This is a genomic window from Streptomyces sp. MB09-01 (assembly GCF_033794505.1).
Lineage (GTDB): Bacteria > Actinomycetota > Actinomycetes > Streptomycetales > Streptomycetaceae > Streptomyces.
The window spans coordinates 1-21346 of record NZ_JARAYQ010000150.1; the positions used below are offsets into that span (position 1 = coordinate 1).

At 71.9% G+C, this 21346-nt stretch carries 21 protein-coding genes; 6 read left to right on the forward strand and 15 right to left on the reverse strand.

Features of this window, described 5'->3' with window-relative positions:
* Window positions 1–232 precede the first annotated feature (232 nt).
* The gene (nucS, locus tag PV721_RS27245) at window positions 233–904 is read right to left on the reverse strand and encodes an endonuclease NucS (RefSeq protein WP_319728553.1); all 672 of its coding nucleotides are present in this window, start codon (window positions 902–904) and stop codon (window positions 233–235) included.
* A 220-nt stretch (window positions 905–1124) separates the two neighbouring features.
* Here nucS and PV721_RS27250 point away from each other — a divergent pair, with 220 nt between their 5' ends.
* The gene (locus PV721_RS27250) at window positions 1125–1517 is read left to right on the forward strand and encodes an SCO5389 family protein (RefSeq protein WP_030037139.1); all 393 of its coding nucleotides are present in this window, start codon (window positions 1125–1127) and stop codon (window positions 1515–1517) included.
* A gap of 16 nt (window positions 1518–1533) precedes the next feature.
* Here PV721_RS27250 and PV721_RS27255 read toward each other — a convergent pair whose 3' ends face one another.
* On the reverse strand, window positions 1534–2565 hold the full coding sequence (locus PV721_RS27255) for an LLM class flavin-dependent oxidoreductase (protein WP_319728557.1): 1032 nt from the start codon (window positions 2563–2565) through the stop codon (window positions 1534–1536).
* 228 nt (window positions 2566–2793) lie between these two features.
* Here PV721_RS27255 and PV721_RS27260 point away from each other — a divergent pair, with 228 nt between their 5' ends.
* Window positions 2794–3120, forward strand: coding sequence for an ATP/GTP-binding protein (locus PV721_RS27260; protein WP_319728558.1), 327 nt, complete (start codon window positions 2794–2796; stop codon window positions 3118–3120).
* A gap of 6 nt (window positions 3121–3126) precedes the next feature.
* Here PV721_RS27260 and PV721_RS27265 read toward each other — a convergent pair whose 3' ends face one another.
* The 7 genes from PV721_RS27265 to mce all read right to left on the reverse strand — a co-directional run bounded on the left by PV721_RS27265 (window position 3127) and on the right by mce (window position 13433).
* Window positions 3127–3963, reverse strand: coding sequence for an ABC transporter permease (locus tag PV721_RS27265; protein ID WP_319728559.1), 837 nt, complete (start codon window positions 3961–3963; stop codon window positions 3127–3129).
* Window positions 3960–5075: an ABC transporter ATP-binding protein gene (locus PV721_RS27270; protein WP_319728562.1), complete on the reverse strand. Its 1116-nt coding sequence runs from the start codon at window positions 5073–5075 to the stop codon at window positions 3960–3962. Before PV721_RS27270 ends, PV721_RS27265 begins: the two co-directional genes overlap by 4 nt.
* Before the next feature lie 146 nt (window positions 5076–5221).
* Window positions 5222–5992 (reverse strand): ABC transporter permease, encoded by a 771-nt coding sequence (locus PV721_RS27275; protein WP_319728563.1) that lies wholly within the window; start codon window positions 5990–5992, stop codon window positions 5222–5224.
* 2 nt (window positions 5993–5994) lie between these two features.
* Window positions 5995–7017 (reverse strand): ABC transporter ATP-binding protein, encoded by a 1023-nt coding sequence (locus PV721_RS27280; protein WP_319728564.1) that lies wholly within the window; start codon window positions 7015–7017, stop codon window positions 5995–5997.
* A gap of 101 nt (window positions 7018–7118) precedes the next feature.
* On the reverse strand, window positions 7119–8057 hold the full coding sequence (locus tag PV721_RS27285; RefSeq protein WP_319728565.1) for a cellulose-binding protein: 939 nt from the start codon (window positions 8055–8057) through the stop codon (window positions 7119–7121).
* Window positions 8058–8254: 197 nt separating this feature from the next.
* Entirely contained in the window at window positions 8255–12811 is a 4557-nt protein-coding gene (gene scy, locus PV721_RS27290; protein WP_319728567.1) for a polarized growth protein Scy, read from the reverse strand.
* A gap of 193 nt (window positions 12812–13004) precedes the next feature.
* Entirely contained in the window at window positions 13005–13433 is a 429-nt protein-coding gene (mce, locus tag PV721_RS27295) for a methylmalonyl-CoA epimerase (RefSeq protein ID WP_008738238.1), read from the reverse strand.
* A gap of 135 nt (window positions 13434–13568) precedes the next feature.
* Between mce and PV721_RS27300 the strand changes: the two genes are divergently transcribed.
* Window positions 13569–14768: an acetyl-CoA C-acetyltransferase gene (locus PV721_RS27300; RefSeq protein ID WP_319728571.1), complete on the forward strand. Its 1200-nt coding sequence runs from the start codon at window positions 13569–13571 to the stop codon at window positions 14766–14768.
* 80 nt (window positions 14769–14848) lie between these two features.
* Window positions 14849–15811: a methylmalonyl Co-A mutase-associated GTPase MeaB gene (gene meaB, locus PV721_RS27305; protein ID WP_319728573.1), complete on the forward strand. Its 963-nt coding sequence runs from the start codon at window positions 14849–14851 to the stop codon at window positions 15809–15811.
* 195 nt (window positions 15812–16006) lie between these two features.
* Here meaB and PV721_RS27310 read toward each other — a convergent pair whose 3' ends face one another.
* From PV721_RS27310 to PV721_RS27330, 5 genes are all read right to left on the reverse strand, one after another.
* A complete protein-coding gene (locus PV721_RS27310; protein ID WP_319728574.1) occupies window positions 16007–16570 on the reverse strand; it encodes a PepSY domain-containing protein in 564 nt (187 codons plus the stop codon).
* Window positions 16571–16688: 118 nt separating this feature from the next.
* Complete coding sequence (locus tag PV721_RS27315; RefSeq protein WP_030660375.1) at window positions 16689–17165, reverse strand: MarR family winged helix-turn-helix transcriptional regulator; 477 nt, start codon at window positions 17163–17165, stop codon at window positions 16689–16691.
* A 62-nt stretch (window positions 17166–17227) separates the two neighbouring features.
* Window positions 17228–18031, reverse strand: a complete 804-nt coding sequence (locus tag PV721_RS27320; protein ID WP_319728583.1) for an AIM24 family protein — start codon at window positions 18029–18031, stop codon at window positions 17228–17230.
* Between the two features lie 11 nt (window positions 18032–18042).
* A complete protein-coding gene (locus PV721_RS27325; RefSeq protein ID WP_319728575.1) occupies window positions 18043–18693 on the reverse strand; it encodes an AIM24 family protein in 651 nt (216 codons plus the stop codon).
* Window positions 18693–19331 (reverse strand): AIM24 family protein, encoded by a 639-nt coding sequence (locus PV721_RS27330; RefSeq protein WP_030009698.1) that lies wholly within the window; start codon window positions 19329–19331, stop codon window positions 18693–18695. The genes PV721_RS27325 and PV721_RS27330 overlap by 1 nt, the downstream gene beginning before the upstream one ends.
* Before the next feature lie 186 nt (window positions 19332–19517).
* On the opposite strand from PV721_RS27330, the gene PV721_RS27335 reads away from it, so the two are divergent.
* Window positions 19518–19862: a DUF3817 domain-containing protein gene (locus PV721_RS27335; protein WP_319728577.1), complete on the forward strand. Its 345-nt coding sequence runs from the start codon at window positions 19518–19520 to the stop codon at window positions 19860–19862.
* On the forward strand, window positions 19859–20155 hold the full coding sequence (locus PV721_RS27340) for an MTH1187 family thiamine-binding protein (RefSeq protein WP_030708196.1): 297 nt from the start codon (window positions 19859–19861) through the stop codon (window positions 20153–20155). Before PV721_RS27335 ends, PV721_RS27340 begins: the two co-directional genes overlap by 4 nt.
* Window positions 20156–20398: 243 nt before the next feature.
* Here PV721_RS27340 and PV721_RS27345 read toward each other — a convergent pair.
* Window positions 20399–21346: glycoside hydrolase family 6 protein (locus PV721_RS27345; RefSeq protein ID WP_319728579.1), on the reverse strand; the 948-nt coding region annotated here is incomplete at its 5' end.

A 21346-nucleotide genomic window follows, 5' to 3' on the forward strand; every position in this document is an offset into this window, starting at 1 on the left:
GTCCCCGACGACGCCGAACTCCCCGCCGCCGTCTTCCGTTTCGCCCCCGCCGACCACCGCGGGGCCGTCTCCGACGCCGACCGAGACCGTCGCGCCGTCGCCGACGGCAACCCAGGCGGTCACGGCCACCGCCGCCTCCCCGTCCACGGGCCCGTGAACGCCGACGGCTCCGTCCTTCGGGACGGAGCCGTTGCGTCAGTGGGCGGGGGCCGGGCAGTGGCGGGGCCGGGGATCAGAACAGGCGGAGCTTGTCGTCCTCGATGCCGCGCAGCGCGTTGTAGTCGAGCACCACGCAGTCCATCCCGCGGTCCGTCGCCAGGACCTTGGCCTGCGGCTTGATCTCCTGGGCGGCGAAGATGCCCCGGACCGGCGCCAGGTGCGGGTCGCGGTTGAGGAGTTCCAGGTAGCGGGTGAGCTGCTCGACGCCGTCGATCTCGCCGCGCCGCTTGATCTCCACGGCCACCGTGGCGCCGGAGGAGTCCCGGCACAGGATGTCCACCGGACCGATCGCGGTCATGTACTCGCGCCGGATCAGGGTGTAGCCCTCGCCCAGCGTTTCGATGCGGTCCGCGAGGAGTTCCTGCAGGTGTGCCTCGACACCGTCCTTGATGAGCCCCGGGTCGGTGCCGAGCTCGTGGGAGGAGTCGTGCAGGACTTCCTCCATGGTGATGATGAGCTTCTCGCCCGCCTTGTTGATGACCGTCCACACCCCGGCGTCATCACCGCTCCCCTCCTTGAGGGTGCACGGGGGCGACATCCAGTTGAGCGGTTTGTACGCCCGGTCGTCCGCGTGGATCGAGACACTGCCGTCGGCCTTCACGAGGATCAGACGGGGTGCCGAGGGCAGATGGGCGGTGAGCCGGCCCGCGTAGTCGACGGAGCAGCGGGCAATGACGAGACGCATGGTCGGCAACGCTACTCGACGAGAAGGCCTCCACGCGATTCGCCCCTGAAAGCCCCCTTCGCGGATGGCGCGTTGTATGCGCATTCTCCTGGTGCGCCACCCATGGGGCGCCTACCGTGGTGAGCTGGAGGTGGCGGAGCGTGCACTCTGCGTCGCGACCTCCTTCCCTGCCCGTAAGACTCCGGCAACCCAATCGGCCGGGGTCGCGAGAGGAGAACCCATGTCGCTCGACGTCTCACCGGCCCTACTCGAACAGGCCGAGCGAGGCGAGGTCGACGAAGCCGCATTCGTCGACTGCGTCCGGACCTCCCTGCCGTTCGCATGGGAGATGATCAGCTCGCTGGTGGCCCAGCTGAAGGTGGACGGCGGACAGTTCGCCGACAACCAGACGCCGCCGCCCGACGAGCAGGCGCGGGGGCAGCTGCTGCGTGCCCTCGCGAGTGACGCGATACGGGGTGCCCTGCAGCGGCACTTCGGAGTGCGCCTGGCTTTCCAGAACTGTCACCGGGTTGCGGTGTTCCCGCTGGACCCCTCGGTGGACGACCGGCTGGCCAAGTTCACTTCGATCCGCGGTCAGCTGCTCAACCAGTCGCCGGAACTCCGGGACTGCTGAGCCGGTCCGGTAGGTCTCAGCCGAGGCGGGGCAGGACCTCGACGCCGAGTCGTCGTACGTTCTCCTCCGTCGCGGCGAGATCGCCGGAGCCTTCCGTCAGGAGGGCGAAGCGCGTGATGCCCGTCCGTGCGGCCGTGGCCGCCAGCCGGTCCGCCGCCACCTCCGGGGTGCCCACCGGGTGCAGGTCGCACAGCAGTTCCGTGTACGCGACCGGATCCCGCATCGCGCGCACGCGTCCGTCCACCGTCACGTGCGCGTCCAAGCCCTGCTTGAGCCAGCCCGGCATCGCCTTGAGCAGGGTCTCGCGGGCGTCCGCCGTGCGGTCCGCGAGCTGGCACACCCCGGCGGAGACGTGCCCCGCGCCGGCCACCTGATCCCGCGAGTGGCCCGCCGCCAGCGCCGTGCTGCGCCACAGAGCGACCATCTCCGCCTTGGTCTCGTCGCCGCAGTGCATGCCGAGGAGCATCGGCAGCCCCCGCTGCGCGGCCAGCCGCACCGACGCGGGAGAGGTGCACGCCACGATGACCTCCGGCCCCGCGCCGTCCCCGTCCAGGGCCTCCGACGGCCGCGGTACGACGGCCACCTCGCGGAAGCCGTACCGCTCGCCGGCGGCTCCCACCCTCGCCTCCGTGAGCCAGCGCCGCAGCAGGTCCAGGGCCTGCGGAAAGCCGTTCTCGTACGAGTCCAGGCCGCCCCCGAACACCTCCAGGTCGACCCACGGCCCGCCGCGGCCCACCCCGAGGGTGAAGCGGCCGCCCGAGGTCAGATGCAGCAGGGCCGCCTGCTCCCCGAGGGCCACCGGGTGCGTGCTCGGCAGCACGCTCACCGCCGTGCCCACGCGCAGGCGCCGGGTCCGGCCCAGCAGGAGGGCCGCCAGGGTCACCGCTGAGGGGCAGACCCCGTACGGGACGAAGTGGTGCTCGGCGAGCCAGACCGAGTCCAGCCCGGCCTCCTCGGCCACCTCGGCGGTCCGCACCGCCCGGTGCAGTGCCTCACCCTGTCCCTGGCCCGGGAACTGGGCCGCCAGTACAAACGCTCCTACGCGCATCGCCTTTAGCCTCCTCGCGGCTGACGCGGCCTCCCCCAGGTGGACCGGTTCTTCCTATGGCAACAACGTCTGACACGTGCCAAAGGCACGGGCTGACGGGAAGTTATTGGGATTGTCGGGCCATTCCTCTTCGCGCGGCCGCCTTCCTCGGCAACCCTGCGGGTACCCGGCCTCGCTGCGCGTAGTCTGGGAGAAAGTCACTGCCGTCCGCCCTTCCGTGAGGTATACGTGTCACCGCGCAACAACCGCCCCAGGGGCGGCGAGACCCCGGACGAACGCCCCAGCACCGGCCTCGACCGCTACGGGCTGGAGCGCACCGAGGAGTACCAGGGCGAGGACTGGAAGGTCCGCCACGTGGCCGGCGCCGGCGCGGCCGGCAAGCGCTACCGCTGCCCCGGCTGCGACCAGGAGATCCCCTCCGGCACCCCGCACCTGGTGGCCTGGCCGGAGTACGGCGGCGTGGACGACCGGCGGCACTGGCACAAGGCCTGCTGGAACGCGAAGGACCGCCGCACCTCGAAGGTGCAGCGGTCCCGGAACGCGCCCCGGTACTAGAGCGGTCTAGACGTCCCGGCGGCCGACCGACAGGTACGAGGCGGTCACCGCTGCGCCCGTGATCAGCACGATGAGCAGCAGGTGCGAGAAGTTGCTGGGGGCCGAGCCCAGGTCGCCGCCCTCCTGCATGCCGAACAGCTGGCTCAGCGCCACCGGCACGTTGCGCTGGAGGATCGCCCGCCCGACGGGCGCGACCGCGTCCCAGCTCATGAGCATGGCCCCTATCACCGGCGGCAGCGTGACCAGGCCGAGCATGACGGCGATCGCCCCGGCGGAGTGCCGCACCAGCGCGCCGATCGCCAGCGCGAGCACGCCGAGCAGGGTGACGTAGAGGCAGCCGAACAGCGCGCCGAGCCACTCGTGGGCGGCGTGCGTGCCGGCCGCCGCGCCGTCGTGGACGAGCGACGCGGCGATCCCGACCACGAAGACGGACAGCATCGTGGTGGCGAGGGCCGTGCCGCTGAAGACGAGGTACTTCGCGGTGAGCACCCGGTAGCGGTCCGGGGCGGCGGTGAACGTGGTCCGCGCCAGCCCGGTTCCGTGCTCCGAGGTGATGGTCAGCACCCCGAGGACCATGACCGCGATCTCACCCACCAGCAGACCGAAGAGGGCGGGTGTGGTGAAGGTGATCCCCTCGTAGTCCTCGTCCGAGGTCTGCGAGACGAAGAGCAGCCCGATGCCGACGACGGTGAGCACGAGCGAGCCCAGCGTCCACATGGTGGAGCGGATGGAGATCAGCTTGGTCCACTCCGAGGCGACGGCGTGCCCCAGGTGCGGCCGCGGCGTGGGGAGGGGAGAGCTGTAGCTCCGGGACCGCTCCGGCGTCGGGGTCGTCGGGGTCATCGTGTGTCCTCGGGGGATTTCTTGGCGGTGCTCGTGAGCTCGCCGGGATTGCTGGGCATGAGGAAGGGCTGCCCGCCCGCTCCGGGCGGCGGCGGTGCGAAGAAGCCCGCCTGCGGGACCTGCGGCGGCGTCGGCTCCTCCTCCCACGCCGGGAGGGCCAGCGGTTCGGGCTCCCAGAGCTCGGCCCGCGGGTCCTCGGTGGAGGTGTACTCGACCGCGGACTGGGTCATCCGCATGTACGCCTCCTCCAGCGAGGCGTGGTGCGGTGAGAGCTCCCACAGCCGTACGCCGGCCCCGTGCGCCAGGTCCGAGATGCGGGGCAGCTCCAGGCCGGTCACGCGCAGTGCTCCGTCGGGCTCCTGGAGGACCCGGCCGCCCGCCCTGGTGAGGGTCGTACCCAGTGTGTCCCGGCCATCCGGATCAGTGTCGGCCGCGCGCACCCGAGCGAATCCGGCCGAGTTGTGCGCGATGAACTCCTGGGTGCCCATATCGGCCAGCAGCCGTCCGCGGCCGATGACGATGAGGTGGTCGGCGGTCAGCGCCATCTCGCTCATCAGGTGCGAGGAGACGAAGACGGTGCGGCCCTCGGCGGCGAGCCGGCGCATCAGGTTGCGGACCCAGAGGATGCCCTCGGGGTCGAGCCCGTTGACCGGCTCGTCGAACAGCAGCACCTGCGGGTCCCCGAGCAGGGCGGTGGCGATGCCGAGCCGCTGGCCCATGCCGAGCGAGAAGCCCTTCGTACGCTGCCGGGCGGCGTCCTGCAGCCCGACCACGGCCAGGACCTCGTCCACCCGCTTCTCCGGGATCCCGGAGAGCTGGGCGATGGAGAGCAGGTGGGTACGGGCCCGGCGGCCGCCGTGCACGGCCTTGGCGTCGAGCAGCGCTCCGACGTGCCGCTGGGCGTTCGGGAGCTCCCGGAAGGGGAGGCCGTTGATCGTGACATGACCGGACGTGGGCCGGTCCAGGCCAAGGATCATGCGCATGGTGGTGGACTTCCCGGAGCCGTTGGGCCCCAGGAATCCCGTGACGTGCCCCGGCTTGACCTGGAACGACAGCTGGTCGACGGCGGTCTTGGCGCCGTAGCGCTTGGTCAGGCCGACTGCCTCGATCATCTTGCTGCCCCTTACCAGGCCGGGACGACTTTCGCCCGCGTAAGGGTTAAGAGGATATCGAGGTTCCTCTGGTTCCGTCCCGGGCCGGATCCCTGAGCTACCCCTGAGACCGACCCGGGGATCCCCCGTAGTACGTCGGCAGGAGGTCAGGCGTCCCTCTTGCGGAGGACGGCGTAGCCCCCGAGTACCGCGGCCAGCGTCCAGAGGACCATGATCCCGAAGCCGCCCCACGGTCCGTACGGGGTCTCGAAGGACCCGAGGGCGTCGGGCACGACCTGCATGATCCTCCCCCCGGCATTGCTCGGCAGGTACTGGCCGACCGTACGGGTCGCCTCGAAACCCACGAGGAGGTTCGAGACGATCAGGAAGAACGGGACCAGGACGCTGATGGCGGCGACCGAACTGCGCAGCATGGCCGCCACGCCCATGCAGAAGAGGGCCAGCAGCGCCAGGTACAGGCCGGCGCCGGTCACGGCGCGCAGCACGCCCTCCTCGTCGATCCCGATGCCGAGGTCACCGAGGAGCGCCTGGGTGAGGAAGAACGACACGAAGCTGGTCAGCAGCCCCACGGCCAGGGCCAGCGTCGTCGCCACCGCCATCTTGCCGAGCAGGAAGTGCCCGCGGCGCGGTACGGCGGCCAGTGAGGTGCGGATCATGCCCGTGCTGTACTCGGTGCTCACGACCAGCACCCCGAAGACGATCATGGCCAGCTGTCCGAGCTGCATCGAACTGAGGCTCGTCGCGGTGGGGTCGAAGGTGGCCCGCTGGGCCGCGTCCAGGTCGTTCGGGTCGAACGTGGCGCTGAACAGCGCGGCGAACCCGACGGTGACGAGGAAGACGAGGGCGAGGGTCCAGCTGGTGGAGGCGACCGTGCGGATCTTGGTCCACTCGGACTTGAGGACGGCGTTGAAGGCCATGGTCACTCGCCGCCCTTGCGCGTCGCCTCGTAGCCGGCGCCCCAGGCGGGGACGTCGGCCGGCCGGGCCGGGTTGTCGGCGGCCATGCCGAGCGGGACCGGGGCGGCGGGTGCGCCCGGTGCGTGGGCGTGGTATTCGACGGAGTCGGCCGTCATGCGCATGAACGCTTCTTCCAGTGAGGCCCGTTGCGGGCTGAGCTCGTGCAGCACGATCTGGTGCCGGGCGGCGAGCTCGCCGAGCTGTTCCGCGCTCGCTCCGTCGATCTCCAGCGTGCCGGTGGCGGGAACGCTGACGGCGTGGATCCCGGCGTCGTGCAGGACGTCCTTGAGCCGTTCCTGCTGCGGGGAACGCAGCCGGACGTAACTGCGGGAGTTCTGCTGAATGAAATCGGCCATCGGAAGATCGGCCAGAAGTCTCCCTTGACCGATGACGACCAAATGGTCTGCGGTCAGCGCCATTTCACTCATCAGATGGGAGGAAACGAAGATCGTCCGCCCTTCCGCCGCCAGGCCCTTCATCAGATTGCGGATCCAGAGAATTCCCTCCGGGTCCAGACCGTTGACGGGCTCGTCGAACATCAGGATTTCCGGATCTCCCAGCAGGGCGGAGGCGATTCCCAGCCGTTGACCCATGCCCAGCGAAAATCCTTTGGACTTCTTCTTCGCCACGGCCGTCAGTCCGACCAGGTCCAGCACCTCGTCGACCCGGCCCTGCGGGATCTCGTTCGACTGGGCCAGACAGAGCAGGTTGTTGTAGGCGCTGCGGCCGCCGTGCATGGCCTTCGCGTCGAGCAGCGCCCCGATGTGCTTCAGCGGTTCCGGCAGGTCGCGGTAGTGCTTCCCGTCGATCCGGACCGTCCCGCTGGTCGGATTGTCGAGGTCGAGCATCATGCGCATGGTCGTGGACTTCCCTGCCCCGTTGGGGCCGAGGAAGCCGGTCACCACCCCCGGTCGGACCTGGAAGCTGAGGTTGTCCACGGCGGTCTTCGCGCCGAATCGTTTGGTGAGTCCCTCTAGCTCGATCATGCGGACACGCTAGAACGCCCGAGGGCCCTACGCCACCTCGAACAGGTGACACAGGGCCCTCGGTCGGGCCAAGCACATGTGACGGGTTTCCGGCCGGCGGATCAGCGGCTCTGCTGCGCCGGGACGCCGCGGCTGACCGGCTCGTCGTCCACGATCGGGTTGGCCGCGGCGACGGCCGCACCGGTGAGCGTCGCCAGCATCTCGCGGACGTTGGTCAGCTGGGCGTTGATCGAGTCGCGGCGGTTGGTGAGCGCCGCCAGCTCGCGCTCGGACTCGCTGCGGATACGGTCCGCCTTGGCGTTGGCGTCGGCCACGATGTCCTCGGCCTGGCGCTGCGCGGTCTCCACGGTCTGGCGGGCACGGCGCTCCGCGTCCGTACGCAGCTTCTCGGCCTCCAGGCGCAGCTGCTCCGCGCGGTGCTCGATCTCGGCGAGGCGCTTCTCGGCCTTGGCCTGACGCGAGGCCAGGTCGCGCTCGGACTGCTCACGGCGCTTGGCCAGGTTGGTCTCGAAGTCCGCGGCGGCCTGGGCGGCCTTGGCACGGGTCTCCTCGAACAGCGCGTCGGCCTCCTCGCGCTTGGAAGCCGCGTCCTTCTGGGCCTCCGCGCGCAGGGTCGACGCGTCGCCCTTCGCCTTCTCGACGATGCGGACGCCCTCGTCCTCCGCCTTCGTCTTGCGGTCGGCGGCGAACGACTCGGCGTCGTTGCGCACCTGCTGGGCAGCCGACTCGGCCAGCTCGCGGTGCTGCTCGGCCGCGCGACGGGCCTCCTCGCGCAGGTCCTTCGCCTCCTCCTCGGCCAGCCGGAGGATCTTCTCGACCCGGGCACCGAGGCCGGCGTACGACGGCTCGGCGTCGTTCACCTGGGCCTGGGCGTTCTGCGTCTCGAGGTGCAGCTCCTCGATCCGCTTTTCCAGAGAGTTGATACGTCCAAGGGCGCTGTCGCGGTCGGAGACCAGCTTGGTAATGCGGTCGTCCACCTGACCGCGGTCGTAACCACGCCGCACGAGCTCGAAGCCGAAGGGGGAGGAAGTGTCGCTCATGGGGTTCCTGTCGAATGAGACCGATGAGGTGCTACGTGAGGTGTTAAGGGGAATCCTAGGCGCCCAAGCGGCGTGTCATCGAGTCAATCCGCGTTTGATCTGGACAATGACACCCCTTTTGAGTGGCAAGGCGACAGAATGCTTGTCACTCGTTCGCCTGAACCTCCATCAGGTGGACACACCCCCGCGCGTTTTGGCTACCCCTCTGACGTCTTGCCACTCGAACGAGTGGATCCCGCAGTCACTCCGGCCTTCACGCCCCCCGCGCCCTGGCCACCGACCGCCGGCTTTCCGCCACCCGAAGGCGCCTCGAATGATTCCAACGCCTCAAGAACGTCCTGGACACGGGAGATCTCCGCCTGAATGTCCTCGCGCCGGCGCACCAGGACCTCCAGCTCACGGCGGCCCTCATCGACGAGGCGTTCGGCCTCCGCCTTGGCCTGCGCGAGGGTGCTCTCGGCCTCCCGGGTCAGCTCCGCCTTCTTCTGCTCGGCCTCCTTGAGCAGCGCCTCCGCCTTGCGCACCGCAGCGATGCGGACCTTGCTCGCCTCGCTGCTCGCGTCCGACACCAGGGCCTTGGCCTTCGCCTCGGCCTCGACGCTCTGCTCGGTCGCCGCCCGCACCAGCTTGTCCACGCGCTCGCCGGCCGACTTCATCTGCTCGGCCGACTCCCGGCGGGCCCGCTCGTGCAGCTCCTCGACCTCGCCCTCGACGCGGCCGCGCAGCTCCTCCGCCCGCTCCCTTATGGCGGCCGCGTCCCTGCGCGCGCCGACCAGCAGCTCGTCCGCGTCCGTACGGGCCTTCTCCACCAGGGAGTTGCCCTCGACGGTCGCCTCCGAGGTGATCCGCGCCGCCTCCTTGCGCGCCGCGTCGACCATCGCGTCGGCCTGCTCCTCGGCCGCCGTGGTGGCGGCGAGGGCCTGCTGCTGCGCATCGGCCGTGAGCTTGTCGGCCTCCGCGGAAGCCTCCGTGATGAGCCGGTCGACCTGCTCCGCGGCCTCGCTGCGGCGCTTGTTGGCCGCCTCGCGGGCCTCGTCCAGCAGCCGCTCCGACTCCGTACGGGCCTGCGTGCGGGTGCGCTCGGCCGCGGTCGCAGCCTCCGCCTTGAGCCGCTCGGCCTCCGCCCGGGTACGGGTCGCGTGCTCCTGCGCCGACGACAGCGCCTCCGACGCGTCCGCACGCAGCCGCTCGGCCTCGCCGGCCGCCTCGCCGACCGTGCGCTCGTTCGCCTTGCGGGTCTCCGCGGTGAGCTTGTCGGCCTCGGACGCGGCCTCGGTGATGAGCCGGTCCGCCTGCTCGGCCGCCTCGGTGCGCAACCGGTTCGCCTCGGCGCGCGCCTCGTCCAGCGTCTGCTCGGACTCCCGCTCCGCGCTCGCCAGGGTCTCGTTCGCCGCGACCGTGACGCGGTCCGCCTCCGCGGTGGCCTCGCCGATGATCCGGCCGCCGTCCGCGCGGGCGTCCTCCAGGACCCGGGCCGCCTCGGCGCGCAGCCGGTCGGCCTCCGCCGCGGCCTCGGCCACCGTGGCCTCGTTGGCCACACGGGTCTCGTCGATGAGCCGGTCGCCCTCGGCACGCGAGTCGACCATGATCCTCGCGGCGTCGCGCTCGGCACTCGCCAGCGTCTCGGCCGCCTGCGCCTTGAAGCGTGCCGCGTCGGCGCCCAGCCGCTCGGCCTCCGCCTTCGCCTCGCCCACGGTGACCGCGTTGGCCGCCCGGGTCTCCTCGATGAGCCGGTCGGCTTCCGCCGAGGCCTCGGCGATGAGCCGGTCGACCTGTTCCGCGGCCTCGGTACGCAGCCGGTTGCCCTCGGCGCGGGCCTCGTCCAGGGTCGCGGCGGCCTCGACGCGGGCGGCCTCCGCCGCCTGCGCCGCCTCGGCGATGATCCGCGAGGCCTCCGCCGCGGCCTCGGCGACCGTGGCCGCGTTCGCCGCGAGGGTCTCCTCGGTGAGCCGCTCGGCCTCGGCCGTCGCCTCCGCCGTGATCCGGGCGCCCTCGGCGCGGGCGGCCTCCAGCGACTCCGCCGCCTCGCCGCGGATGCGGTTCGCGTCGTCACGGGCATCGGCCCGGGTGCGCGCCGCGTCCCGCTCGGACGCCGCCAGCGCGTCCGTGGCCTCCGTACGCACCCGCTGTGCGTACTCGGCGGTGTCACCGCGCAGTTGCTCCGCCTCGGCGATCGCCTCGCCGACCGTCCGCTCCGCCAGCGCCTTCGCCGCGTCCGTCTCGGCCCGCGCCTCGCTGCGGATCCGGTTGGCGTCCTCGGTGGCCCGCTCCCGCTCCGCGTAGGCGTCGGAACGGACCCGGCCCGCCTCCTCCTCGGCCTCCGTCTTCGTACGCTCCGCCACGTGCTCGGCGGCGTTGCGCAGCCCGGCGATCTCTTCCTCGGCCTGCTCGTGCAGCCCCGCCACGGAATCCCGCACCTGCTGGGCGGTGGCCTCCGCCGCGGACACCAGCTCCGAGGCGCGCCGCTCGGCCTCGTCGGTCAGGCGGGCCGCCTCGGCCTGCGCCTCCTCCGAGCGGCGGCGGGCCGCGGCCAGCAGCTCCTCGCTCTGCTCGCGGGCCTGCGCCCGCTCCTGCTCCGCGTCCGTCCGGGCCGACGCCAGGGTCTCCTCGGACTCCCGGCGACGCCGGGCGGCCTCCTCCTGAGCGGCGGCCAGCGCCTCCGCGGCCTCCTCGGCGACCCGCTCGGCCGCCGCCTTCGCCTCGGCGCGCAGCCGGTCCGCGGTCTCCTGTGCCTCCGAGCGCACCCGCTCCGCCTCGGCCTCGGCCTCGCCGCGCAGCCGTACGGCGACCTGCTCGGCCTCCGCGCGCACCCGCCCGGCGTCCTGCGCCGCGTCCGTGCGCAGCTGGTCGGCCTCCGCCTCGGACTGCGACTGCAGGGTGCGGATCCGCTCCGCCGACTCGGCGCGCAGCCGGTCGTTCTCCTCGGACGTCTCCCGGCGGATGTTCTCCGCCGCCGCGCGGGCGTCGCGCAGCGTCTGCTCGGCCGTCGTCAGCCGGCTCTCGGCTTCGGTGTGCAGCCGTACGAGCTCCTCGTCGGCCTCCGCCCGCCTGGCGGCCACCGCCTGCTCGGTCTCCTCGCGGCGCGCGAGGGCCGCCGCCTCCGCCTCGGCGCGTACGGCCTCGGCCTGCTCCTCGGCCTCGGCGCGCAGCCGCTCGGCTTCGGCGCGGGTCCGCTCCAGGGTCTCCTCGGCCTGCTTGCGCAGGGTGCCGGCCCGCTCGACGGCCTCGGCGCGGACCCGCTCGCTCTCGGCGGTCGCCCCGCCGCGCAGCTCGTCCGCGTCCGCCTTGGCCTTGCCGAGCAGCTCCTCGGCGGTCCGGGCCGCCTCCTCGATCTGCTGGACCGCCTCGCGGCGGGCCTCGCCGCGGATCCGCTCGCCCTCGGCGACGGCCTCCGCGCGCAGCTGCTCGGCCTCGCCGCGCAGCCGCCGGGCCTCCGCCTGGAGCTCGACCGTGCGGGCCCGGTACTCCTCGGTGTCGTCCTTCGCGGCGCCCTTGAGCTCGTCGGCCGTGGCCGCCGCCTGCAGGCGCAGCCGGTCGGCCTCGGCCTCGGCCTCGCGGCGGATCCGCTCGGCCTCCTCGGACGCGGCCCGGGTGGTGGCCCGGGCGTCCTCCGAGGCCTTGTTCAGTACGTCCTCGGCGGTGCGGGCGGCCTTCGCCAGCTGCGCCGCCATGTCCTCGGCCGCGGCCGTACGGGCCTGCTCGCCGGCTTCGGTGCGCTGCCGCTCGGCGTCCGCGCGGGCGTCGGCCAGGGCCTGCTCGGCCTCCGACTTGAGGGCCTCGGCCTCCTTGGTGGCCTCGCCGACCAGCCGGGCGACCTGCTCCTTGGCGGTGCGGGTGCGCTGCTCGTTGACGGACTCCGCCGACGCGAGCTGGCGGGCCGCGCTCTCCTTGGCCTCGGCGAGGACCCGCTCGGCCTCGGCCCGGGCCTCGCGCAGCGCGGACTCGGCCTCCTGCGCGCGTGACTCGGCCACCCGGCCGAGGTCCATGGTCTGCTGGCGGGTCTGCTCGGCCTCTGCGGAGGTGGTGGAGCGCAGCCGCTCCGCGTGCTCGGTGGCCTCCTGGGCCTGTGCGGAGGCGGCGGTCAGCAGCCGCTCGGCCTCCTTGCGGGCGCGCAGCAGGGTGGCTTCGGTCTCCGCGCGGGCGGCCTCCGCGTCGGCGGCGATCCGGCGCCGGGTCTCCTCGGCGACCCGGGCCGCCTCGGCGCGGGCGGCGTTCAGGGACTGCTCGGCCTCGGCGCGGGACTCCTCCATGAGCCGGCGCGCCTGGGACTCCGTACGGGCGCGCAACTGCTCGGCCCAGGCCACGTTCTCGTTGACGTGCGCCTCGACGGTCTGGCGGCGCTCGTTGAGCTCCTGGTCCAGCCGCTGTCGGCGGTTGACGGCCTCGGCGTGCAGTTCCGCCTGCAGGCGGGCCTGGTGCTCGGCGTGCTCCTGGAGGATGCGCTGGGTCTGCGCCCGGGCGTCGCGCAGCTCGCGCTCGGCGTCGGAGCGCATCTGGTCGGCCTGGATCTGGGCATTGCGGAGCAGCTGCTCCGCCTGGTATCCCATGTCCGCGCCGTCGTAGGCAGGGCGGGACGCCAGAGATCGGCGCACCTCGTGGAGCTTGGCGCGCAGCACCTCGACCTGGTATCCCAGGTCCTCAGCGTGCTGGACGGCCTTCCCGCGCTCCTTCTTCAGCCGCTCCATCTCGGCTTCGAAGCGCGAGAGATGGTCGGCCCCGGCCTGATGGCTCTCCTGGCTTTCGTAGCCCCGCACAGCGCGGTCCCATCCGTCCCCTGGTCGCAAGCTCACTCCCAAATGAGCATCGCTCGCCCGCTGAACGACGCCCCCGGGGGAATGGTGTCAGATACCGGGGCAGGGGTCACAGGCCCCGACCCCGTCTCCGCACCGAACCCCGGCCGAGCCATGGCCACTCTACCGGCCGGGGAATCGGGCTATCAGTGGTCCATCAGTGCTCGGGGTTGGAGGTGACCAGTTCGGTGAGGACGCCGTGGCAGTCCTTGGGGTGGAGGAAGGTGATGGAGGAGCCCATCGAGCCCGTGCGGGGCTGGTCGTAGAGGACGCGGACGCCCTTGCCGCGGATGGCCTCCGAGTCGCCCTGGACGTCCTCGGTGCCGAAGGCGATGTGGTGGACCCCCTCGCCGTTCTTGGCCAGCCACTTGCCCACCGCGGAGTCCTCGCGGGTGGGCTCCAGGAGCTGGAGGTAGGAGGCGCCGCCGTCGGACGTCTCGTTGATCTTCAGCATGGCCTCGCGGACACCCTGCTCCTCGTTGACCTCGGAGTGGAACACCTCGAAGCCGTACGTGGCACGGTAGAACTCGACGGTTTTGTCCAGGTCGAAGCAGGCGATCCCGATGTGGTCGATTCTTGTCAGCATGGTGACAGTGCACCGCCGAAGGGGGCGGTCACGCAACGTGCGCGCGATCACACCGGCAGCCCGGTGACCGCTGCGGTACCGCCCAGTACATTCACGTAAACCCTCGTTCACTCCTCATCCAAGGGGCTGTGCCTCATGTCCGGATCGAACAACACCACTTCTGTGATCGTCGCCGGGGCCCGCACGCCCATGGGACGGCTGCTCGGCTCGCTCAAGTCCTTCTCGGGTGCCGACCTCGGCGGCTTCGCCATCAAGTCCGCGCTGGAGCGGGCCGGGATCTCCGGCGACCAGGTCCAGTACGTGATCATGGGCCAGGTGCTGCAGGCCGGCGCAGGCCAGATCCCCGCCCGTCAGGCGGCGGTCAAGGCCGGCATCCCGATGAACGTCCCCGCGCTCACCATCAACAAGGTGTGCCTCTCGGGCCTCGACGCGATCGCGCTCGCGGACCAGCTGATCCGCGCCGGGGAGTTCGACATCGTGGTCGCGGGCGGCCAGGAGTCCATGACGAACGCCCCGCACCTGCTGCCCAAGTCCCGTGAGGGCTTCAAGTACGGCGCCATCGAGATGCTCGACGCGATGGCCTACGACGGCCTCACCGACGCCTTCGAGAACATCGCGATGGGCGAGTCGACCGAGAAGCACAACACCCGCCTCGGCATCGAGCGAGCCCCGCAGGACGAGTTCGCGGCCGCTTCGCACCAGCGCGCCGCCGCGGCCCAGAAGAACGGCGTGTTCGAGGCCGAGATCACCCCGGTCGAGATCCCGCAGCGCAAGGGCGACCCGGTGATCTTCTCGGCGGACGAGGGCATCCGCCCCGAGACCACCGCGGAGTCCCTGGGCAAGCTGCGCCCCGCCTTCGCCAAGGACGGCACGATCACCGCCGGCACCTCCTCCCAGATCAGCGACGGCGCGGCCGCCGTGGTCGTGATGAGCAAGGCGAAGGCCGAGGAGCTCGGCCTGGAGTGGATCGCCGAGATCGGCGCCCACGGCAACGTGGCGGGCCCGGACAACTCCCTCCAGTCGCAGCCGTCCAACGCGATCCTGCACGCCCTGAAGAAGGAGGGCCTGGAGGTCTCCGACCTGGACCTCATCGAGATCAACGAGGCCTTCGCGGCGGTCGCCGTGCAGTCAATGAAGGACCTCGGGGTGACCCCGGAAAAGGTGAACGTCAACGGTGGCGCCATCGCCCTGGGCCACCCGATCGGCATGTCCGGCGCCCGTGTGGTGCTGCACCTGGCGCTGGAGCTGAAGCGCCGCGGCGGCGGGGTCGGCGCGGCCGCGCTGTGCGGTGGCGGCGGCCAGGGCGACGCCCTGATCGTCCGCGTCGCCAAGTAGGCACCGCCAGGCCGCCGGGCCCCGATGCGGGGCCCGGCGGCCCGCACGTACCCGTACCAGAACCGAGGAGCGCAGCACGTATGACGGCGGTGGACGTCCCCCAGCTGGTGGCCCAGGCGCGTGAGGGCCGGCCGAGAGCGGTGGCCCGGCTGATCTCGCTGGTCGAGGGGGCGTCCCCGCAGCTGCGGGAGGTGATGGCCGCGCTGGCCCCGCTGACGGGCGGGGCGTACGTGGTCGGGCTGACGGGGTCGCCGGGCGTCGGCAAGTCGACGTCGACCTCGGCGCTCGTGTCCGCGTACCGCAAGGCCGGGAAGCGGGTCGGCGTCCTCGCCGTGGACCCGTCCTCGCCCTTCTCGGGCGGGGCGCTGCTCGGCGACCGGGTCCGGATGTCGGACCACGCCTCCGACCCGGGGGTCTACATCCGCTCGATGGCCACCCGCGGGCACCTGGGCGGGCTGGCGTGGGCCGCCCCGCAGGCGATCCGGGTCCTGGACGCGGCCGGCTGCGAGGTGATCCTGGTCGAGACGGTCGGAGTCGGCCAGTCGGAGGTGGAGATCGCTTCTCAGGCGGACACCTCGGTGGTGCTGCTGGCCCCCGGGATGGGCGACGGGATCCAGGCCGCGAAGGCGGGCATCCTGGAGATCGGCGACGTGTACGTCGTCAACAAGGCGGACCGGGACGGCGCGGACGCGACGGCCCGCGAGCTGAACCACATGCTGGGGCTGGGGGAGGCGCGCGGCCGGGAGGACTGGCGGCCGCCGATCGTCAAGACGGTGGCGGCGCGCGGGCAGGGCATCGACGAACTGGTCGAGGCGCTGGAGAAGCACCGGACGTGGATGGACGAGCGGGGGGTGCTGGCCGAGCGGCGCGCGGCGCGGGCCGCGCGGGAGGTCGAGACCATCGCGGTGACCGCGCTGCGGGCGCGGATGGCGGACCTGCACGGGGATGCGCATCTCGATGCGCTGGCCGCCAGGGTCGCCGTGGGCGAGCTGGATCCCTACGCGGCCGCGGACGCGTTGCTGGCCACGCTGACCGAGGCGTGAGTCCGGCCTGAGCCTGGGGCGGGGGCCGGCGCCGTTGCGGGGCGCTGCCCCCGAGCCCCCGCGCCTCAAGCGCCGGCGGGGCTGGATGGTGCGCGGGAGTGAGAGATCGGGGCTCCGCCCCGGACCCCCCGACTCAAGCGCCGGCGGGGCTGGATTCAGCCGGGCTGACCTCGCGCCCTGCGGGGCCGACTCGGGTCAGTTGTCGTCGCCGTCGTCCGAGTCCGAGCCGGACGGGGTGACCTTGCCCGTGGCGTGGTCGACTCGGGCGTTCCAGATCTTGCCGTCGGAGGACCTGACCTCGACGTCCCAGGAGTGGGCGCCGCCGTCCTCGTCGTCCTGCCAGCTGACGGACCAGACCTGCCCGGGGTGGGCGGCCAGGGCCGCCTTCATCGCCTGTTCGGCGTTTACCTCGGCGGCGAGCAGATCCTTGTGCTCGGTGGCGTTCTCGTCGGTGTCGCGGTTGAGTTCGGTGACCGTGCCGTCGGCCGCCACTTCCAGTTCGGCGTGGCCCTTGCCGTCCTTGCTGATCACGTCCACGTTCCAGACGGTGCCGTCCTTGTCGAGGGACTCGACGACGCCCGGATAGTGCTTCAGGGCTGCCGCCGATGCCTCCTCGGCCGTCTCCGCGGTGGGTACGGCGGCAGCGGCCGCGGTGACGGTTCTCGCCGTGTCGGCAGATGCCGCTGTCGCGGCCGCCGCCGGACCTCCCACGCACAGGACGACGGACGCGGCCGCGGAGACGTAAGCGTTGCGCTTCATGGATGGACCTCCTCAGGCCGGCCATGGCGCTCACGGTTGCTCGGCGGCGGCCGGCAGCGGACGGATACCGCCCACTGTCCGGCCCACCGCCGTGCCGGGCGCGTCGAGCGCCCGGAGGTCAGACCTTGCCGCGGGTTCCGCGCAGGTGCTCCGCCACCGGGGTCAGCGAGGCGCGCAGCGCCGCCAGGGCCTCCGGCGGCAGCAGGTCGATGAAGTGCTGACGGACGGACGCCACGTGGTGCGGGGCGACCTTGCGCATCGTCTCCATGCCCTCGTCCGTGAGCACCGCGTACAGGCCGCGGCGGTCGGACTCGCAGTTCACCCGGCGGACGAGGCCCGCCGTCTCCATGCGCGTGATCTGGTGCGACAGTCGGCTCTTGGACTGCAGGGTGGCGGTGGCCAGGTCGCTCATCCGCATCCTGTGGTCCTGCGACTCCGAGAGGTTCACGAGGATCTCGTAGTCGTTGTTGGTGAGTCCGAAGGGCTGGAGATCCTTTTCCAGCTGGTGCATCAGCAGTCTGCTGACGTCCAGGTGGGTGCGCCACGCGCACTGTTCGGCGTCGGTCAGCCAGCGGGTGGCCGTCTCGGTCTCCATGGTCTCCATGAATGAACTCTACCTAAAAAGTTGAATTACGTACAAAGGTCGGAGGTCGGGTGTCACAGTCCGAGGCGGCGCTGGAGATCACCCAGCTGTCCCGGCATCCGCGGTACGCCCAGCTGCCCCACCGGACCCTGACCGGCCCCCGGAACGCCCTGGGCGTTGCCCGTGGCCGCGCCGGCGCCGACCGTGCCGACCGCCTGCTCCGCCATGAGCATCTCCGACGACTGCAGCAGGACCGTCCCGGCTCCGACGAATTCGAACTGGTGCTCCTCGCCCGAGCTGCCCCCGATGCCGCTCAGCGAGCGCAGGCCGCCCAGCACGCCCGACATGTAGCCGTGGTCGTAGTGGTGGCACGGCGAGGGGCAGTCCGCCCAGCCCACCAGCGCCTGCGGGTCCACGCGCAGCGGCGGCTCCATGAACACCACCGGCCCGTTCGACGCCGCCACGAACTTGCCCGTGCCGATCAGGGTCAGGAAGCCCGGGACGATCGACTGCTTCAGCGCCAGGGAGGGCTGGTAGGCGAGCAGGTTGCCCGACCGGATCGTCAGGTTGCCGTTGTCCAGGTCGTACGAGTTCACGTCGAAGGCCCGGTCGGCCAGCAGCATCTTGCCCGAGCCCTCGGCGACCACCCAGTCACTGGCGTGCAGGGGGGAGTGGAAGCTCGTGCGCAGCAGGCGGTCGAAGCGTCCGTTGCCGATGCCGTTGAAGTCGATGTTCCCGTAGTACGAGATCATCTTGCCCTTCTGCAGGAACCACTGGCTCCCCTTGAGCTCCACGCAGAAGGTGTACGCGTTCACGTTGTCGTCGGAGGGCAGCGTGTACGGGTCGAAGACGGTCGGGCCGCCGGGTCCGCCGGTCACAGGGCCAAAGTTCACAGCTTCTCCTCGGAGGCCTGTACGTACACCGCGCCCTGGCCGGACAGCTCCAGCTGGAACGCCTCGCCCGAGCCGCGCCCCACCATGTCCCGCCAGCCGAGCGCGGCGGAGAGCTTGTTGCGGACCTCGCCGTGGTGGGCGACGTACGCCTGCGGGTCCACGTGGACCGGGCGCTGAGGGGTGATGGGGAGCTCGATGACCCCGCCGTGGGCCATCACGGCGACCGAGCCGTGGCCCTTGAGGGTGGTGGTGAACAGGCCCTGGCCGGTCACCTGGCCGCGGACCATGCCCATGACCCCGCCCTGGGAACCCATGAACATCGTCCCCTGCTGGAGGGTGCCGTCGAAGGCGAGCAGCCGGTCCGCCTCGACGTACAGGGTCTCGCCGGTCAGGTTGATCACCTGGATGTGGTGGCCGCCGTGGCCGAACATCACGGTGCCGCTGCCCTCGACCGTCATCAGCGGGGTCTGCTCGTTCGCGACCCGGCGCCCGATCATGCCCATGACCCCACCCTGACCGCCCGTCAGGCTCGGGGTGAAGGAGACCTCGCCGCGGTACGCGAGCATCGCGCCGCGCTGGCTGAACATCTTCTGGCCCGGGACGACCTGGGCCTCGACCATCTTCGAGTTGATCTCGCGGAACGGCATCAGATGTCGCCCCCGACGGTGTTGCGCTCGCTGGGCTGCACGTACACCAGGCCCTCGCCCTCGAAGCGGATCTGGAACGCCTCGCCGGATCCCTCGCCGATCAGTGTGCGGAAGTTCACACCGGACTGGAAGGACTGCTGGAGGTTGCCGGTGTGCGCGATGTACGCCCCCGGGTCGACGGAGAGCGGGTACTGGGCGCTCACGCGCAGCACCACCGCCGGCCCGTCCGACATGATCGCCGCCTGGCCGGAGCCCTCGACGGTCGTGGTGAAGAGACCGTTGCCCGTCGTCGCACCGCGCAGGCCGGTGAAGGTGGTGCCGGTCCGCAGACCGGCGTCGGTGCACAGCAGGTTGCTGGACTCGACGTAGAGCTTCTCGCCGCGCAGATTGACCAGATTGATCTCACTGGCGCGGTCGGCGAAGAAGCAGGTGCCGTGCCCCTGTACCTCCATCACCGTCATCTGTTCGCCGGTCAGCCGGCGGGTCACCATGCCGCGGAGGCCTTCGCCACCGCCGGTCATCTTCTTGAAGGCCATCTGCCCGTCGTACGCGACCATGGAGCCGTTCTTCGCTTTCACGGCATCCCCGGTCAGGTCGACGGCCAGCACCTTGCTGCCTTGGAGTCGGAACTGAGCCACGGGAAGACGTTATCGGCAGCGGGCGAACCCGAACAGAGCCCCGTGGCCGATATATGCCACACCTGGTCGGTATGGGCGCGATGCCGGACGTTCCGGGCCGCCGTGGCGGGGGAGGGGCCGGGTCAAGATCCCGCAAAGCGGCTGAGACACTGGAACCGACCCAGGCCTCCACCCCGAAGGTTGAACGTGGACATCAAGACTGCCTCCGCCCTGCACCGTCTGCGCCTGATCTCCGTTCCGGAGGCGCTGTCGTTCCCGGCCCTGCTGATCTTCGGTACGGCGCTGACCTGGCTGACGGGTTTCGACGCGCTGAAGATGCCGCTCGGCCTCCTGCACGGGATCCTGTTCCTCATCTACTCGGTGTTCCTGCTGGACGTCTGGTACAAGGCGAAGTGGCCGTTCAAGAAGGTCGCGCTGTTCTTCGTCCTCTCCCTGGTGCCCTTCGGCGGGCTGTACGGCGACAAGCTGCTCAAGCGGGAAGAGGCCGACAGCGTCGTGGCGGCCCGCGCGCGACAGGCGGCGGAAGCGTGATCGTCGCGTTCTCGGTGACCCCGCTGGGGGTCGGGGAAGAGGTCGGCGAGTACGTCGCCGACGCGGTGCGGGTGGTCCGCGAGTCCGGCCTGCCGAACCGTACGGACGCCATGTTCACGACCGTTGAGGGCGAGTGGCACGAAGTCATGGACGTGGTCCGGCGTGCGGTGGCCGCCGTCGAGGAGCGGGCGCCGCGGGTCTCCTTCATCCTCAAGGCCGACATCCGTCCCGGCGTGAGCGACGGGATCACCTCGAAGGTGGAGACGGTGGAGCGGCACCTCGCCGGGGGCTGACGCGGCCCGCCACTGTTGTGTGAAGCGCCCTTGGCCTCCTGGCCGGGGGCGCTTTCGCGTGTGCGGGCCGGTGGTGGGGGCCCCGGGCTGCGCCCGGGCTTCCCGGGCCTCCGCCCCGGACCTCGCCGCCTCGAACGCCGGCGGGGCTGAAGGGTGGGGCTCCGCCCCGGACCTCGCCGCCTCGAACGCCGGCGGGGCTGGAGTGGTGAGGCGGGGGCGGAACGGCTGCGCCGTAAGGGCCGATTACTCCGTGGCCCGGCGGGCCAGGCCCAGGGCGTAGTCCGGCCACCAGGTGCCGGGCGGGGGGCCGCCGCGGCAGGTGCCGTCGGAATCGCCGGGGCGCTTGATCCACAGGTACGCGTCGACGAGCGGGTCGGCCGTGCGGTCGGTCGGCGGGGTTCCGAGGGCGCGGCCCGGCGGATTGCACCGGGCGCGGTCGCCCGGCAGCGGCCCGACGCCGTTGCGGCCGGTGTCGATGACGAAGTGTCTGTTCCCGGTGCGCTCGGAGATCCTGGCGCCGTACGCCCGCGCGGCCGCGTCGGGCTGGAAGCCGGAGACGTTGACGGCGAAGCCGTCCGCGCGTTCCAGGCCCGCCTCGGCGAGGGGCGCGACGAGGTCCGTCGGGTTCTTGACCGCCACCGGATCGCCCGCGTCCAGGTAGACCTTGGTGTTCGGGTTCCGCTTGAGCCGGTCGACGGCCTCGGAGAGCAGCCGGAAGCGCTCGGCGCGGCGGTCGGCCGGGGTGCAGCCGTCGACGGTGTGCGCGACGGCGCCGGGTTCCAGGACGACGAGGGCCTTGGTCTTCCCGATGCCGTCGGCGAAGGCGCCGATCCAGTCGCGGTACGCCCGGGCGTTCGCGGCGCCGCCGGGCGGGTGCTGCCCGCAGTCGCGGTACGGGATGTTGTGCGCGGCGAGCAGCAGGGTCCGCCCGGTGGCCCGGGCGCCCGCCGCGGCCCGCCGGATCTCGGGGCCCGGGTCGCCGCCCGGCCCCCACAGGGCCATCGGCCGGTCCGCGATCCTGCGCAGCACCTGTGCGTCGCTGTTGCGGCCGGCCGCCTCCCAGGCGGCGACCTGCCGGGCGGCCCTGCTCTGCGGGTCCACCCAGTACGGGGACCCGGCGTCGGCCGCGACGGGAGAGGGGGACCGGGCCGGGGCGGCGGGACTCCCCGGCGCCCCGGCCCGGTCCCCCTC

Excerpts from the sequence above, each read along its gene's own strand:
- nucS (WP_319728553.1), bottom strand. The coding sequence starts at position 904 with ATGCGTCTCGTCATTGCCCGCTGCTCCGTCGACTACGCGGGCCGGCTC.
- PV721_RS27250 (WP_030037139.1), top strand. The coding sequence starts at position 1,125 with ATGTCGCTCGACGTCTCACCGGCCCTACTCGAACAGGCCGAGCGAGGC.
- PV721_RS27255 (WP_319728557.1), bottom strand. The coding sequence starts at position 2,565 with ATGCGCGTAGGAGCGTTTGTACTGGCGGCCCAGTTCCCGGGCCAGGGA.
- PV721_RS27265 (WP_319728559.1), bottom strand. The coding sequence starts at position 3,963 with ATGACCCCGACGACCCCGACGCCGGAGCGGTCCCGGAGCTACAGCTCT.
- PV721_RS27270 (WP_319728562.1), bottom strand. The coding sequence starts at position 5,075 with ATGATCGAGGCAGTCGGCCTGACCAAGCGCTACGGCGCCAAGACCGCC.
- PV721_RS27275 (WP_319728563.1), bottom strand. The coding sequence starts at position 5,992 with ATGGCCTTCAACGCCGTCCTCAAGTCCGAGTGGACCAAGATCCGCACG.
- PV721_RS27280 (WP_319728564.1), bottom strand. The coding sequence starts at position 7,017 with ATGATCGAGCTAGAGGGACTCACCAAACGATTCGGCGCGAAGACCGCC.
- PV721_RS27285 (WP_319728565.1), bottom strand. The coding sequence starts at position 8,057 with ATGAGCGACACTTCCTCCCCCTTCGGCTTCGAGCTCGTGCGGCGTGGT.
- mce (WP_008738238.1), bottom strand. The coding sequence starts at position 13,433 with ATGCTGACAAGAATCGACCACATCGGGATCGCCTGCTTCGACCTGGAC.
- PV721_RS27300 (WP_319728571.1), top strand. The coding sequence starts at position 13,569 with ATGTCCGGATCGAACAACACCACTTCTGTGATCGTCGCCGGGGCCCGC.
- meaB (WP_319728573.1), top strand. The coding sequence starts at position 14,849 with ATGACGGCGGTGGACGTCCCCCAGCTGGTGGCCCAGGCGCGTGAGGGC.
- PV721_RS27310 (WP_319728574.1), bottom strand. The coding sequence starts at position 16,570 with ATGAAGCGCAACGCTTACGTCTCCGCGGCCGCGTCCGTCGTCCTGTGC.
- PV721_RS27315 (WP_030660375.1), bottom strand. The coding sequence starts at position 17,165 with ATGGAGACCGAGACGGCCACCCGCTGGCTGACCGACGCCGAACAGTGC.
- PV721_RS27325 (WP_319728575.1), bottom strand. The coding sequence starts at position 18,693 with ATGCCGTTCCGCGAGATCAACTCGAAGATGGTCGAGGCCCAGGTCGTC.